Origin of the sequence: Pseudescherichia sp. AS216 (assembly GCF_037152055.1) — a bacterium.
Lineage (GTDB): Bacteria > Pseudomonadota > Gammaproteobacteria > Enterobacterales > Enterobacteriaceae > Pseudescherichia.
This window is the reverse complement of record NZ_JBBCMV010000003.1, coordinates 66,544-81,446: the sequence shown is the minus strand read 5'-3', so window position 1 is coordinate 81,446 and position 14,903 is coordinate 66,544. Positions and strand designations below refer to the sequence as shown.

8 protein-coding genes are annotated in these 14,903 nt (G+C 60.3%); 2 read left to right on the top strand and 6 right to left on the bottom strand.

Annotated features, from left to right (window positions below; genetic code table 11):
* Nucleotides 1–67 precede the first annotated feature (67 nt).
* The 6 genes from ispG to WFN61_RS09620 form a co-directional block, all read right to left on the bottom strand.
* Complete coding sequence (ispG, locus tag WFN61_RS09645) at nucleotides 68–1,186, bottom strand: flavodoxin-dependent (E)-4-hydroxy-3-methylbut-2-enyl-diphosphate synthase (RefSeq protein ID WP_222888493.1); 1,119 nt, start codon at nucleotides 1,184–1,186, stop codon at nucleotides 68–70.
* 26 nt (nucleotides 1,187–1,212) lie between these two features.
* Nucleotides 1,213–2,238 carry a cytoskeleton protein RodZ gene (rodZ, locus tag WFN61_RS09640; RefSeq protein ID WP_144818161.1) on the bottom strand — a complete coding sequence of 342 codons (1,026 nt, stop codon included), beginning with the start codon at nucleotides 2,236–2,238 and terminating at the stop codon, nucleotides 1,213–1,215.
* A 294-nt stretch (nucleotides 2,239–2,532) separates the two neighbouring features.
* On the bottom strand, nucleotides 2,533–3,699 hold the full coding sequence (locus WFN61_RS09635; RefSeq protein ID WP_144818160.1) for a bifunctional tRNA (adenosine(37)-C2)-methyltransferase TrmG/ribosomal RNA large subunit methyltransferase RlmN: 1,167 nt from the start codon (nucleotides 3,697–3,699) through the stop codon (nucleotides 2,533–2,535).
* A gap of 147 nt (nucleotides 3,700–3,846) precedes the next feature.
* Complete coding sequence (ndk, locus tag WFN61_RS09630) at nucleotides 3,847–4,278, bottom strand: nucleoside-diphosphate kinase (RefSeq protein WP_131635837.1); 432 nt, start codon at nucleotides 4,276–4,278, stop codon at nucleotides 3,847–3,849.
* Between the two features lie 149 nt (nucleotides 4,279–4,427).
* Nucleotides 4,428–6,752, bottom strand: a complete 2,325-nt coding sequence (pbpC, locus tag WFN61_RS09625) for a peptidoglycan glycosyltransferase PbpC (protein ID WP_312282945.1) — start codon at nucleotides 6,750–6,752, stop codon at nucleotides 4,428–4,430.
* Between the two features lies 1 nt (nucleotide 6,753).
* Entirely contained in the window at nucleotides 6,754–11,703 is a 4,950-nt protein-coding gene (locus tag WFN61_RS09620; protein WP_337038591.1) for an alpha-2-macroglobulin, read from the bottom strand.
* Between the two features lie 270 nt (nucleotides 11,704–11,973).
* Between WFN61_RS09620 and WFN61_RS09615 the strand changes: the two genes are divergently transcribed.
* Both WFN61_RS09615 and WFN61_RS09610 read left to right on the top strand, forming a co-directional pair.
* On the top strand, nucleotides 11,974–13,518 hold the full coding sequence (locus WFN61_RS09615; RefSeq protein ID WP_144818157.1) for a PTS transporter subunit EIIC: 1,545 nt from the start codon (nucleotides 11,974–11,976) through the stop codon (nucleotides 13,516–13,518).
* An 11-nt stretch (nucleotides 13,519–13,529) separates the two neighbouring features.
* The gene (locus WFN61_RS09610) at nucleotides 13,530–14,891 is read left to right on the top strand and encodes a 6-phospho-alpha-glucosidase (RefSeq protein WP_144818156.1); all 1,362 of its coding nucleotides are present in this window, start codon (nucleotides 13,530–13,532) and stop codon (nucleotides 14,889–14,891) included.
* Nucleotides 14,892–14,903 lie beyond the last annotated feature (12 nt).

Here is a 14,903-nt window from a genome sequence, read left to right as displayed (position 1 = left end):
GCAAACCCGAACGTGCGGGCCCTGCGGGTTCAATCATACACGGGAAGCCAGCCGCTTCCCAGCTACGTTATTTTTCCAGCTGCTGAACGTCAATGCGGCGGGCTTCATCAAGCATTGAGGCCTTGGCGCGGATGCGTGCTTCCAACTGGGCGATCATATCGCCGTTATCCAGCCGATCCTTACGCACGCCGTCTTCATACAGACCGCTTTTCTTGTTGCCGCCGGTGACGCCAAGGGTGGAAACCAGCGCTTCACCCGGACCGTTCACCACGCAGCCGATGATCGAGACATCCATCGGGGTGATGATATCTTCCAGGCGCTGCTCAAGGGCGTTAACCGTGCCGATAACATCAAACTCCTGACGGGAGCAGGTCGGGCAGGCGATAAAGTTAATGCCACGTGCGCGGATACGCAGGGACTTGAGGATATCGAAGCCCACTTTGATCTCTTCAACTGGATCCGCCGCCAGCGAGATACGCAGCGTGTCGCCGATCCCTTCTGAGAGCAGCAGCCCAAGGCCGATAGCGGATTTCACCGCGCCCGCACGTGCGCCACCGGCTTCGGTGATCCCCAGGTGCAGCGGCTGATCGATCTGCTTCGCCAGCAGGCGGTAGGACTCAACGGCGAGGAAGACGTCGGAGGCTTTCACGCTCACCTTGAACTGATCAAAGTTGAGACGATCCAGATGATCCACGTGACGCATGGCGGACTCCAGCAGCGCCTGCGGCGTCGGCTCGCCATACTTCTCCTGCAGATCCTTCTCCAGCGAGCCGGCGTTAACGCCGATGCGGATCGGAATATTTTTGTCACGCGCGCAGTCCACAACGGTGCGAATACGCTCTTCGTTACCGATGTTGCCTGGGTTGATACGCAGACAGTCGACGCCGTACTCCGCCACCTTCAGCGCAATACGGTAGTCAAAGTGAATATCTGCGACCAGCGGAACGTTAACCTGCTGTTTGATGAGCTTAAAGGCTTCCGCCGCGTCCATAGTCGGCACGGAAACACGGACGATATCCGCACCCACGCGCTCGAGGGCTTTGATTTGATTAACCGTCGCTTCCACATCCGTGGTGCGCGTATTGGTCATTGACTGAACGGCGATAGGGGCACCATCGCCGATTGGTACATTCCCCACGTAGATGCGTTTCGATTTTCTACGCTGAATAGGGGCCTGGTTATGCATGAAAACTCTCCCGCGTTGCCCGTCAGTTACTGAGCTGCTGATTGTTCGGCATTGAGGGTCAGGCGCGCAACCTGGTTACTTCTGATAAAGCGGCTCAGATCGACGGGCTTGCCCTGGAACTGGATCTGCACGGCTGACGGTGCGCCAATTTTTAATTTGTAAGGGGTCTGACCGGCCAGGTTCAGGTTAGCACCGCTGCGCTGGATGCCGCTGAACAGCTTTTTGCCGTTTGCATCGGTCACTTCCAACCAGCAGTCGGCGGTAAAGGTCATGACCAGCGCGTTGGCATCGGCGGTATTGTTTACGCCCGCCTGATCGGTTGGCAGCGGCGCGGCACCCGGCGTGCTATTTGCCGCCGCGGTCGCCGCAGGTGCGGTGGTGGTCGCAGGGGCAGTCACCGAGTCAACGTTAGCCTGAGAAGGAGAGACCACGGCGTTTTGCGCATTGGTTTGCGCCGGTGCGCTGGTGGTAGCCGCTGGCGGTGTCTGGGTCGCCACGTCGGCAGGCCCGGTACCGGTGGTCTGCGCGTCAGCAGGCTCGGTTGGGTCGGTGTTCAGGGGGACGCTTTGCGTTTCGTTGTTGTTAGCGTTCAGTTCAGCAGAGGATTGATCGGCCATCGTGCTGATCTCTTCCTGCTGGGCTTTGTGGTTCTGCCACCACCATGCGCCGGTCAGGCCAACAACGACAAAGACAATCAGCCAGGTAATGCTCGACAGCCAGCCATCGCGCTTCTTACGGCGTTTACCGAGGGAGAAAGAGTGCATTGGGGCGACCTTAGCCGCTCTGACCGGAGCCTGTTTCTCCATCATAGGCAGCAGCTCTTCTTCCGGGATGTGCACAAGACGTGCATAGGAGCGGATATAGCCCCGCAGGAAGGTGGAAGCCAATTCGGCAGGCGCTTTGTCTTCTTCGATATCGCGAACGGTGGAAACCTTGAGGCACAGGCGTTCAGCGACCGCTTGTTGGCTTAGCCCAAGTTGTTCACGGGCGTTGCGCAGACGGACGCCAGTGGTTTGTGTTGCATTTAGGTCTTGAGTGGCTTCAGTATTCATTCGCTACAGCTGCTGGTACGTGAGATGTAAAATCAGGTGCCGGTAAGTCACAATGCCCACCCGCACCGCGAAACTTCTGGGTCAGTTAACCTTAGACCGACAGTATAAGGCTGTCAGGCCGGGGATAACAGAACAGCTTTTACCTCAAGGGCTAAACTGTTGTTCCATCGTTACATACTGCCTTAAACACGACGGAAACGCACCGTAATTATTTATCGAAACTGTATATTTAGGTTACTTATACCACGCGATTATGCTGCACGATCCCCGTACGGGACCGTGCAGAAAGCATAATTAAACGGCCTTAACTGAAATTGGCTCGCCCTGCATACGCTTGCGCAGGGTGCGCTTGGTACGGTCGATTACTTCACCTGCCAGCTGACCGCAGGCAGCATCAATATCGTCACCGCGCGTTTTACGCACGATCGTGGTAAACCCGTACTCCATCAACACTTTAGAGAAGCGGTCGATACGGCTGTTCGAGCTACGGCCATACGGCGCGCCGGGGAACGGGTTCCATGGGATCAGGTTGATCTTACATGGGGTATCCTTCAGCACTTCCGCTAGCTGATGCGCATGCTCGGTTCCGTCATTAACGTGATCCAGCATAACGTACTCAATGGTGACGCGGCCCTGGTTAGCATTGGATTTGCTAATGTAACGGCGCACGGCGTCGAGGAAGGTTTCGATATTGTACTTTTTGTTGATCGGTACAATTTCGTCCCGGATTTCGTCCGTTGGCGCGTGGAGCGAAATAGCCAGCGCCACGTCAATCATGTCGCCCAGCTTATCGAGGGCAGGCACCACGCCAGAGGTCGACAGCGTCACGCGGCGCTTGGAGAGGCCAAAGCCGAAATCATCCAGCATGATCTCCATCGCCGGGACGACGTTGTTCAGGTTGAGCAGCGGCTCGCCCATGCCCATCATCACCACGTTGGTGATAGGACGCGTGCCGGTGACTTTAGCTGCGCCAACGATTTTCGCCGCGCGCCACACCTGGCCGATAATCTCTGACACCCGCAGGTTACGGTTAAAGCCCTGCTGAGCGGTAGAGCAGAATTTACACTCCAGGGCGCAGCCGACCTGGGAAGAGACGCACAGCGTGGCGCGATCCTCTTCCGGGATATAGACCGTCTCAACGCGCTGATCGCCCACCGCGATTGCCCATTTAATGGTGCCGTCGGTAGAGCGCTGCTCTTCCACGACTTCCGGGGCGCGGATCTCTGCGACCTCTTTGAGCTTGTTACGCAGCACCTTGTTGATATCGGTCATATCATCAAAGTTGTCGCTGCAGTAGTGGTACATCCACTTCATTACCTGATCGGCGCGGAACGGTTTCTCGCCCATCTCTTTAAAGAATTCGCGCATCTGCTGGCGGTTCAGATCCAACAGGTTGATTTTTCCATTTTTATTTGGAACCGCAGGAATGACGACTTCGGAGGTATTAACTAATTCAGACATAATTTTTTCCGGCCTCGTTGTTACACGTTATGGCCCATGGAGGGTTGAAAAGAAACGCCCCGGAAAGCAGTGTGCTCATCCGGGGCGTTGCATTGTACAAAGTCTGGCGCAGGGATGCCACGTTTGCACGCGGCATTTACGAAATTATTAACGCGTGCGAGCGCACACTTCGCCTTCGGCGAAGAAGAATGCGATTTCACGCGCGGCAGACTCAACGGAGTCAGAGCCGTGGGTGCCGTTCTCGGTGAAGCTGTCAGCGTAGTCGGCGCGCAGGGTGCCGGCCAGCGCGTTGTCCGGGTTAGTAGCACCCAGCAGATCGCGGTGACGCTGTACGGCGTTTTCACCTTCCAGCACGGAAACCACGATCGGACCAGAGGTCATGAACTCAACCAGACCATCAAAGAAAGGGCGACCTTCGTGCTCAGCGTAGAAACCACGAGCCTGCTCAACGGTCAGATGCAGCATTTTGGTGCCAACGATTTTGAACCCAGCGGATTCAAAGCGCGAAAAGATGCTGCCAATAACGTTTTTTGCCACCGCGTTCGGCTTGATGATGGAAAAAGTACGTTCAATTGCCATGATAACCTCTGTTATGTGTTTTGTTGTCGTGCATACACGCGTATGACCCGGCGCGAATTATAGAGAGCAACGTCACCCTTGCCTATGGATGAAGATAACATTTTTTTAAAATAAGATGAGTTTTAGCAACAGCCAGTCGCAAACTGGCTCTACAAAACCCGAAAAAGCACCGTCGCGGTCTGTCCTACCCCGTCCATCACCACCAGCTGATACTCCCCTTGCTTCTCAAGACGCAGGCTTAACGCTCGCCCATGATCCTCTAACGGCTCACCGTTGATAAACCACCAGCGCGCCCCCTCCCCGCCCGTCGCCTGTAGCGGCAGGGAGACGTACGCCTCACCGGGCAGGCGCTTCACTACGGCCCCCTCTCTTACGCCGGTAAGCAGCAGCGGAGGGGGATACTCCTGCTGACGCGGTGGGCAGGAGACCGAAGGCGCAGGCAGGCGGGCGGCGCGGCGCTCGCTGGCAGGCAGCCACGGCTCTAGCGGCAGAGGCCATACGACCTGGGTTTGCTGCCGGGCATCCGGGCAATCCGCCGCCACGCGCTGACCCTGCGCATTAAGCCAGACCGGGAAGCGGATCCCGCGGATCCCCTCCTGCTGCGGCAGTAAAAGCGTGGGCGGCTCGCTCTTGTCCAGCAGCCAGGTCGCGAGACGGCGGCGACAGTTGCTATCCCCGGCAGGCAGGCTCTGACCGCCGGGCCAGCAGATAACGCCCCGGCTAACCGACTCCGGACGCGGATCGCGCGGCTGGCGGGCAACGTCCAGCGCCGAGCGAGCCTGCAGCATCGTGTTAACCTGGTTAAGCAGTGGTATGGCACTGGCAAAGCCAAACTGTCCGGCAACCGGAGTGCCGTCGGGCCGCCCAGTCCAGATGCCAATCACGTAGCGGGCGTTGATCCCCACCGCCCACGCGTCGCGATAGCCATAGCTGGTACCGGTTTTCCACGCCAGGGGAACAACCTGGCCCAGATCGGCGTCGGGAAGCGGCTGCGCCTGAGAGGCAAGAATACGACGGATAATCCACGCGGCTCCCGGCGACATGAGCGGTCGCTCCACAAGCGGATCGTTCGGCTGCAGACGTAAGTACCCCGCCTTGCCGTGGCGGGCAAAGGCGCTGTAGGCGGCAGTGATATCGGCCAGCGTTGCGCCTGCTCCGCCGAGGATCAGCGACAGGTTCGGCTCGGCTCCGGCGGGCAGGGTCAGCGGTAGCCCGGCGTTGCGCAGGCGGGCGGCGAACCGCTTCGGGCCATAGGCCTCCAGCACCTGCACCGCAGGTAGATTAAGCGAGCGGACCAAGGCCTCGCTCATGCTGACCGGACCGTGAAAGCCGCTGTCAAAGTTGCCGGGACGGTAATCCTCCGCCAGCCGGGGGACGTCCTGTAACAGCGATGCCGGATGGATCAGCCCTTCGTCCATTGCCAGCCCATAGACAAAGGGCTTGAGCACCGATCCAGGGGATCGGATGGCGGTGACCATATCCACATGGCTGAAGCGGGTGTCATCGTTGATATCCACTGAGCCAACCCAGCCGCGCACCTTCATGGTGGTGTGATCGACAACGATCATCGCCAGCGAGCTGCGCGGCGGCAGCTGCGGCTTAACGTTGAGGGCCAGTGACTCCAGCTGGCGTTGCAGCGAGGCGTCGAGGGTAGTGATAATTTTGCTCTGCTTATCCCGGCCCGCCACACGCCGGGCAAAGAGCGGGGCAAGCTGCGGCATCTGCCGGGGTGCAAGCCACACTGGCTCCTCGCGGGACTCGCGCACCTGCTGCGCTGACCAGACCTGCTGCGATGCCATGCGCTCCAGCACCTTATCCCGTGCCGCCTGCGCCCGCTCGGGCCAGCGATCCGGGCGCAGACGGCTCGGCGCCTGAGGCAGCACCGCCAGCAGCGCGGCCTCGGCATAGCTCAGCTGCGCCGGAGACTTACCAAGATAAGCCCAGCTAGCCGCACCGACACCCTGCAAGGTGCCGCCGAAAGGGGCGCGATTAAGATAGAGGGTCAGAATTTCGCGCTTGGAGAGATGCCACTCCAGCTGCATCGCGCGCCACAGCTGGCGCACCTTGCCGCCGAAGGTGCGCGGATGGGGATCGAGCAGTCGTGCAACCTGCATAGTGAGAGTGCTGCCGCCAGAAACCACCCGGGCCGAGCGCAGATCCTGCCAGGCAGCGCGGGCGATCGCCAGCGGGTTAACCCCAGGATGCGACCAGAACCAGCGATCCTCATACTGGATCAGCGCCTGCAAATAGCGCGGCGACACCTCTTCAATGGTCACCGGATAGCGCCAGATGCCGTCGGCGTCAGCAAATCGCCACAGCGGCGTGCCATCTTCAGCCACCACCACCCGCGCCGGGTTGACCTCGGCGAGAGGCAGAGGCCAGATCCGATCCGCAAGCAGCAGCGCAATAAGCAGAGTAACCAGCGCCCCCGGCAGCAACAGCCAGCGGGAGCGTCCTACACGACCACGTTTCACGCTATGGCCGGACAATCAGCGGGCCGCTTGCTTCGCCCGTTGCCCGCCACTGGGGGACGTACATCGACTCGACCTGCGGCATCGGTACCTGATAGCTGCCCGGCGTAACGGCGCGGGCCAGATAGACCAGCGTCACCGGCTGCCCCTCGTTTACCGCTACCGCTGCCACAAAGCGATCGTCACGGAACTCCATATGCTGGATATCCGCCTGCTGCATCTGGTTAAGCAGGTTCTGCACCTCGCTGGCGCTCTCCTGCAGGCTGGCGCTGCTGCTGGCCAGGTTCTGGTTCTCCAGCTCCAGTCCGGCAGGCAGCAGATCAACCACCAGCGCATCCGGCACGCTCTGGCTGGCCTTCACCTCCAGCCAGACCAGCACCAGCTCGCCGCTCTTCAGCGCCGATAACGATTTGCTCTTGCCGTCGGTGCCGAGGATCTGCCGTTCGATGTGCAATACGTTCGATGACGGCGATGGCGCATACTGCGCATAGCCGCTTGTATCGAGACGCAGCCAGAGCGGTGCGCTGCCGGTGTTGGTTACCTGCAACGCCGCGAGCGTATCTGCCGTCAGCGGCAGCGTCCGGGCACGGTCGCCGCTTAGCGCCTCCCCTGCGAGGGAGGTCTGGGCCTGCCAGTTACCCGGGCTTGCCGCCAGGGTTCTGCCCGCCAGGAAGAGCGCGTTGCTCTCCTGGGTCGAGAGCCAGCGCTGGCCAAATGCCTGTGCGGAGAGCGTGTGCAGCAGACGGTTTTGCTCATTTGGCAGCAGGTTGTTCTCCTGCAACAGAGAGAGCATCAGGGCGTTATCCCGAATGGCGCTGCCGTAGTCTGCCAGCCAGCGGGTATCATCCTGACGCGGCGTTTTTAACCCCAGCGCCACGGCCTGATCGCCTCGCTCACCGTCGCCCATCAGCTTCAGAGCAATGCCCACCTGCACCAGAGGCAGTCCTGACGCCGCCTGGTCATGGCGCTGCCAGATCTCACGCAGCGCGCCGAGCGGCGCTTTCTGCTGCTGAGCCAGCACCAGCCCGGCGTAGGCCTGCACGGCAAACTTACTTGCCTGGTCGTTGTCGCTGTAGCGGATCGCCATCATGCCCGGGTCCTGCAGATAGCGCAGAAGGCGATTGTTGGCCTGGGTCAGCGCCTCGGCGGGCACGCTGTAGCCCTGCTGACCGGCACGTACCAGGAAGTCGGTAACATAGGCGGTAAGCCAATACTCTTCCAGCCCGCCCTTATCCCAGAGCGCAAACCCACCGTCGTCGCGCTGCATCTGCAGCAGACGCGCGATCCCCGTCTCTACCGCGGCACGCCGTTTCTCATCGCTGTCACCGGCAATGCCCAGCGCCTTAAGCTGTGCGGCATTGGTATAGAGCGATGGGAAGAGGCCGCTGGCGGTCTGCTCCAGGCAGCCGTAAGGATAGGCCTTCAGCTCGCGGATATAGCGCGCCAGGTTCAGCGGGGGTTTGCCGCTCAGCAGCAGCTGCCCTTGCAGCGTGGCAGGCGCGAACCCTGCCAGCAGATCGGCAGGTGCGGTCCAGCTCTGACCTGGAGCCAGCATCGTCCCGGTGTTGACCGTCTGTGCAGGCCAGGCGGGACGCACGCCGATCTTCCACTGCTTGTGCTGCGGAGCGAAGGTTTCGCCAGGCAGCGTCAGGCCGTTAATCTGGGCACCGATCTCGCCGTCGCCAAAGCCATCCCGGGCGGTGATGGGTATAAAGATTGTGGTCCGCGCCTGAGGGGCAAGGCTCACTGGAGTGGGCTGCTGGCTTTGCAGCTCTACGAGGCCGCTGGCGGTGAGCGCGACGTTCAGCGTCTGCGGGCTGTCGGTCAGGTTGGTGATATCCAACGCCAGCCGGGTGCTGTCTCCGCTGGCAAGAAAACGCGGCGTGTTCAGCTCGGCGATCAGCGGCGCGGCGACCACCACTTTGCTTTCAGCGCTGCCAAACTCATCCTCGCTCCAGGCCTGGGCCATCACTCGCAGCTCGCCGTTGAAATCACCGATTGGCAGCGTCACCGTGCCTTCGCCGTGCTCATCCAGCGCCACCGGCTGCGCCTGCTGGGCGATGATATTGACGTGGTTAACCGGCGGCTTCCCGCCCCGGTTCAGCTCGTCGCCGTCACCACCAAAGCGCAGGGTGGCTGCCCGGCCCTGGCCTTCAATCACCTGGCCGTAGATATCATAGATGTCGGCCCCGTAACGTTTCTGACCAAAGAAGGATTTCCACGGATCCGGCGTGACGTAGTCGGTAATATTGAGCACGCCGCTGTCGACCGCTGAGAGCAGCACGTTCACCTTTTTCGGCATCTCGCCTGCATTTACGCTGGCCTTGACCTTAACGGTCAGCGTCTGGTCAGGGCGCATCTTCTGCGGACCGTCGAGGCTTATCGCCAGACGGCGACCCTCATCGCCAAGCGGCAAGTGCAGCAGGCCAACCGCGCGCTTCGGCGTCGCGGCGCGGGACTTATCGCCGGGACGCACCACCAGCGTGCTGAGGTAGAGATCGTGGCGCTGCCAGGCTTTATCCACCGGGATAGCCAGATCCAGCCCCTCTGCAGGAACGTCGATCTCCTGCCACCACAGCGGACCATCGCTGGACTCGACCATCGCATAGCCCTTACCGGCAGCGGGGGCAGCAATATGCAGCTTGATGGTATCGCCCGGCTGATAGGCGGGCTTATCGAGCTTCAGGGTGACGCGGTCAGGACGCGCCGTATCCGCCCCGTCGTTATTATCCTGCCAGCTGTAGCCTGCCCAGAAGCGCACGCTGCTGACTGTCTCATCCGGCGCTTTGACCTCAAGGCGGTAGGAGCCCCACTCTACGGGGAAGCTGACTTTACCGGTCTCATCCGCCGTCAGGTTGAGAGACTGCTCGCCCTCCACCAGATCCTTTTGATCGAACTGGGACTGCCAGCCGTCGCTCTCGGACCAGTTCCAGTAGTAGTCGCGACGCTCGCGGATCAGCCGCACCTGCAGATCGTTTACCGCTTTTTTCACGCCGTTGGCATCAACGTAGACAATGTCAAACCCGGCCTGACCGTTCTCGTCAACCGTAGGCCGGTCAACGGTGGTATCGGTGCGGTAGTCATAGACGGATTTAGCCGCAAACTGCGGACGAATGCCCGGCAGCGCGGCGGCGGGCCAGATGGCCTGCTCGGCACGACGGGTCACCGGACGACCGCCGGACTCCAGCAGGCTTGCCTGAAGGATCAGCTGCAACGGCGAATGGGCCTCCTGCCACTGGCTATCAGTTGTCACCTCGCCGTGGCCTTTCTCGTCCAGCGTTACCTGTACCTCATCAAGGCTACGAGAGAGATTCTCCTCGGCAATGTTACCGAACTGGAAGCCTGGCAGCGCAGGGACGGCCTCCCGCAGCGGGCGCAGGAACAGCTGTCCCTGTAGCGTATTGCCGTTGGCAGGCGCACCGTAGAGATAACGTCCCGTGACGTCGAAGCTGACGCTGTCGGCCATCGCCAGCGGCGCTTTTTGCGCAGTCAGGTTGAGCGCCATGCGCTCCGGCATAAAGTCTTCCACCTGGAAGCGCCACTGCGGGCTCTGGTTATCCCCGGTATTGGCGCGAACGTGCCACATGCCGGTTGGCGCACCGGCGTCCAGCGAGTAGGTGAACTGGTAGAGCCCCCCTTCCTGCGGCTGGCTGACAACCGTGCGCACCACCTGGCCATCCGGCTTCACCACCTCGAGCTTCACCGGCTGGGCAGGGAGCGGTTTTCCGTCCCGATCGCGCAGCAGCGCGTTGAGGATCACCGTTTCGCCGGGGCGGTAGAGATCGCGTGGACCAAACATAAACAGCTGCTTGCTGTATCCCGGCTCGCCGGCAATGGCAAACTCGGCCAGGTCCAGCGCCGGCAGGGTTAAATCGAGCAGCGTGGTTTCACCATCTTTGCGTGCCAGCAGCAGGGCAGCCTCTTTGTCGGTGTTCAACACCGCATGGCCTTTGGCGTCGCTGGTGGCCTGGGCAAGGGTCTGCCCCTTCTCATTGAGCAGGGTAACCTCAACGCCCTCACCCGCCGCGCCGTTCTCAAGGCCCTGGGTAAAGACATCCAGCTGGTTATGGTAGCGATGCACCGACAGGCCGATATTGCTCAGGGTAAACAGCGTGGCGGCATTGCTGTAGCTGTAGTGCCCGGCCTGATTCATGACGGCGATATAGACCCCCGCCTGCTGGAGCGGTTTGATCTCGGCCAGCGGCAGAAGCAGCTTCTCGCGGGTATTCCGCGCGGGGTTCAGGTCGAAACGCCCGGTATAGACCAGATCCGCCATCTTCAACAGCGTATCGGACTCCCAGTTAGTGAGCGAGTTGCGGTACTCCCACTGGCTGACAAAGGATGTCAGCGACTCGGGCTTCACGCGATAGAAGTTAACGTCGACGTTATTGACGTTGAGCGCCATCACCGGCAGCCCCTCTACCACCTTACCTGGCAGCAGCGAGCCCCGGCTGGCAAAGCCGACGCTCGGCTCCACGTCGCGGGTGGTAAGGGTTTTTTCGAAACTGCTGCCGAAGGTCGCCTTGTTCAGCGCCACCAGCCCGCTATCAACGGAGACAATCAGCTCCCGGTTCGGCTCCAGATGACGGAAGCGCAGCTCTTTCAGGTTTGGTGCCAGCTCCCACGCCCCGTCCAGCTTGCCGCTCTTCTTATCGACAAGGTGCACCGTCCGGGAGAAGTCCTGATCGGGATCGAGGGGGATATTGAAGGCCAGCACCAGGGCGGCTGCGCCATCAAGCTGCACCTCTGAGGCATCCTGCAGAGTCAGGGATTTACCTGCGCTCTGGGCAGCAAGCTTCTCCCGCTGGGCGCTGTCGACTTTAGCCACCGGCTTTGGGTCAGCATCCGCGGCTTTGGTGACCGCCGCCTGGGGGGCGCCGCTGTTATCACAGCCCGCTAAAAAAGAGGTGGCGACCAGCGCCATCGCAAGCGCAGTAAAACGTAACGGTTTCATTCCTTTATCCCTGCCGTTGATCGAGAGTCAGCCATAGTATGCGCCAGTTTTTGCACCAGCCAAAAGAGAATGAAAACTTTGGAAAGCGGCTCGCAATCTTTGCTTGACGGCGGGCGCAACTGTTAGGTCGATCACAACCCAAAACGTCACATGTTACGTTAGCCGTCATTTGTTTTTAAAACAAGAAGATAGCTGGCATGAAACCGCCTGGCACTGCTAACGTTACTCTGTTATCGCACCTCTGTGCGCGGTTCATAATGAGAGACGACGATGAAAAGAGCCGTTAATGCCCTACAAAATTTTGGTAAGTCCCTTTATGGTCCGGTGCTGATTTTACCCATCGTCGGCCTGTTTATTGCCTTCGGTAATTTGCTGGGCAACGGCAATGTGGCGGAGTACCTGCCCTTCCTCGGCTACCCCTTTATTCAAAGCCTCGGCCAGCTAATGGCGAAATCGGCCGTGTCGGTGCTGGTCAACCTGGCGCTGGTCTTCGCCGTGGGGATCCCTGTGGGTCTGGCGGCCCGTGACAAGGGTTATGCGGCGCTGATCGGGCTGGTTACCTTCGTCGTCTTTATCAACGCCATGAACGTCACCCTGAGTTTGCAGGGCGAGCTGGCGGCGGCGGATCAGATGAAGGCCGCCGGTCAGAGCATGGTACTGGGCGTTCAGGTGCTGGAGATGGGCGTCTTTGCCGGGATCCTCACCGGCGCGCTCTCGGGCTACCTGTATAACAAATACTCCGGGGTGCAGTTCTCCGGTGCGATGGCGGTCTACTCCGGCCACTGCTTCGTGGCCATCATTATGCTGCCGGTCTCCATGCTGCTCGGCGTGATCATGAGCGAGCTGTGGCCTTTCGCCCAGCAGGGCATCAGCACCGCCGCGCTGGCGATTAAGGGCGCGGGGCCGTTTGGCGTGGCGGTCTACGGTTTTCTGGAGCGCATTCTGGTTCCCACCGGCCTGCATCATCTGGTCTATACCCCGTTCCTCTATACCGAGCTGGGGGGCACGGCGGACGTCTGCGGCCAGACTTACCAGGGCGCACGCAATATCTACTTTGCCGAGATGGCCTGCCCCTCGGTGCACCAGCTGAGCAGCACCGTGGTATGGGACGCGCGCGGCATCAGCAAAATGTTTGGTCTGCCCGCCGCCGCGCTGGCGATGTACATGACCGCTAAACCCGAGCGCAAAGCGGCGGCCAAGGCGATTCTGATCCCCGCGGCGCTTACCTCCCTGCTGGTGGGCGTCACCGAGCCGATTGAGTTTTCATTCCTCTTCGTCGCCCCGCTGCTGTTTGTGGTTCACGCGGTGCTGACCGGCATTGGCATGATGCTCTTCTACCTGCTCGGGGTTCACGCCATCGGAGCGAACGGCATTGTTGATTTCATTATCTATAACCTGCCGCTCGGCACCGAAAAATCCAATTGGCCGATGTATATCGTGGTCGGCCTGATTATGTTCGCCCTTTACTTTGTCATCTTCCGCTTCCTGATCCTGCGCTTCAATATGAAGACGCCGGGGCGCGAGGAGGAAGATCAGGAGACCCGCCTCTATAGCAAGCAGGAGTATCAGGCGAAGGGTAGCAACGACGGCCTGGGCGAAGCGATTGTCGCCGGGCTGGGCGGGCGCGACAACGTTGAGGTGGTGGATAACTGCTATACCCGCCTGCGCGTAACGGTGAAAGACGTGGCAATTATCGACGAGCCACGCCTGAAAGCCACCGGCGCGAAGGGGGTGATTAAACAAGGCAATAACGTTCAGGTGGTCTACGGGCTGCACGTCAAAAAAATGCGAGAGGCCGTTGAGGCGTTTCTTTGAAGGAGGCACACATGCTTACCCCCCCATTTATTCTCTCCATCGCCGGCGGCGGCAGCACCTATACGCCGGGCATCGTCAAAAGCCTGATGGTGCGGCTGGAGGATTTCCCCCTGGCGGAGATCCGTCTCTATGATATCGATGAGGCACGCCAACGTACGCTGGCCCCGGTAGTGGAGAAGGTGATCCGCGACCACAGCGACACGATTAAGTTTACCGTCACCAGCGATGCCGAAACCGCCTTCAGCGGAGCACACTTCATCTTTGCCCAGATGCGCGTCGGCCAGTACAAAATGCGCGAGCAGGATGAGAAGATCCCTCTGCGCCATGGCGTAGTAGGCCAGGAGACCTGCGGGCCAGGCGGCCTGGCTTACGGTCTGCGCACTATCCTGCCGATGGTCGAGCTTATCGACCTGGTAGAGCAGTATGCGGATAAAAAAGCATGGATCGTGAACTACTCCAACCCGGCGGCGATTGTGGCCGAAGGGGTACGCCGCCTGCGTCCTGACGCGCGGGTGCTGAATATCTGTGATATGCCAGTGGCGGCGATGCGTAACATCGGCGCTATTCTGGGGGTCGATCGCCACAAATTACAGGTGGACTACTTTGGCCTGAACCACTTCGGCTGGTTTACCCGTATCCTGGTGGACGGTGAAGACCGCCTGCCCGAGGTGCGTCGTCACGTGGCACAGTTTGGGCTGCTGACGGAGGACGCCTCGAAGACCGATCCGCAGCACGCCGATCCCTCCTGGGTGAAGACCTGGCGCAACATTAAGCCGATCATGGATCACTTCCCGGACTATCTGCCGAACCCCTATTTGCAATATTACCTGATGCCGAACCAGATCGTTGAGCATCAGGATCCGCACCTGACTCGCGCCAACGAGGTGATGAACGGCCGCGAGAAGAAACTGTTTGCCGCCGCCGAAGAGTACCAGCGCACCGGGATCCTGCCGGATGCCTTCCACGTTGGCGTCCACGGGGCGTTTATCGTCGATGTCGCCTGCTCGCTGGCCTTCGACCTGCGCCAGCGCCATCTGGTGATTGTCGAAAACAAGGGAGCAATCGCAAACCTGCCCTATGACGCCATGGTTGAGGTGCCAGCCTACATTACCGCCAACGGGCCTGAGCCGGTGCGCATGGGCGCGGTGCCGCTGTTCCACCAGACCCTGCTGATGCAGCAGCTGGCCTCTGAGCAACTGCTGGTGGAGGCAACCATTGAGGGTAGCTATGAGAAAGCCCTTCAGGCCTTTACGCTGAACCGTACTGTGCCCACGATGCAGCACGCGAAAGCGATCCTCGACGATATGATCGAGGCCAACCGTGACTACTGGCCGCAGCTGCAAAAAGCCTGGCAGGACGGAGAATCCATATAAATTTCTGAAGCC

What these genes read in the sequence shown, in the direction of transcription:
- WFN61_RS09635 (WP_144818160.1), bottom strand. Translation starts at nt 3,699, where the DNA reads ATGTCTGAATTAGTTAATACCTCCGAAGTCGTCATTCCTGCGGTTCCA.
- WFN61_RS09615 (WP_144818157.1), top strand. Translation starts at nt 11,974, where the DNA reads ATGAAAAGAGCCGTTAATGCCCTACAAAATTTTGGTAAGTCCCTTTAT.
- WFN61_RS09620 (WP_337038591.1), bottom strand. Translation starts at nt 11,703, where the DNA reads ATGAAACCGTTACGTTTTACTGCGCTTGCGATGGCGCTGGTCGCCACC.
- WFN61_RS09610 (WP_144818156.1), top strand. Translation starts at nt 13,530, where the DNA reads ATGCTTACCCCCCCATTTATTCTCTCCATCGCCGGCGGCGGCAGCACC.
- ndk (WP_131635837.1), bottom strand. Translation starts at nt 4,278, where the DNA reads ATGGCAATTGAACGTACTTTTTCCATCATCAAGCCGAACGCGGTGGCA.
- rodZ (WP_144818161.1), bottom strand. Translation starts at nt 2,238, where the DNA reads ATGAATACTGAAGCCACTCAAGACCTAAATGCAACACAAACCACTGGC.
- ispG (WP_222888493.1), bottom strand. Translation starts at nt 1,186, where the DNA reads ATGCATAACCAGGCCCCTATTCAGCGTAGAAAATCGAAACGCATCTAC.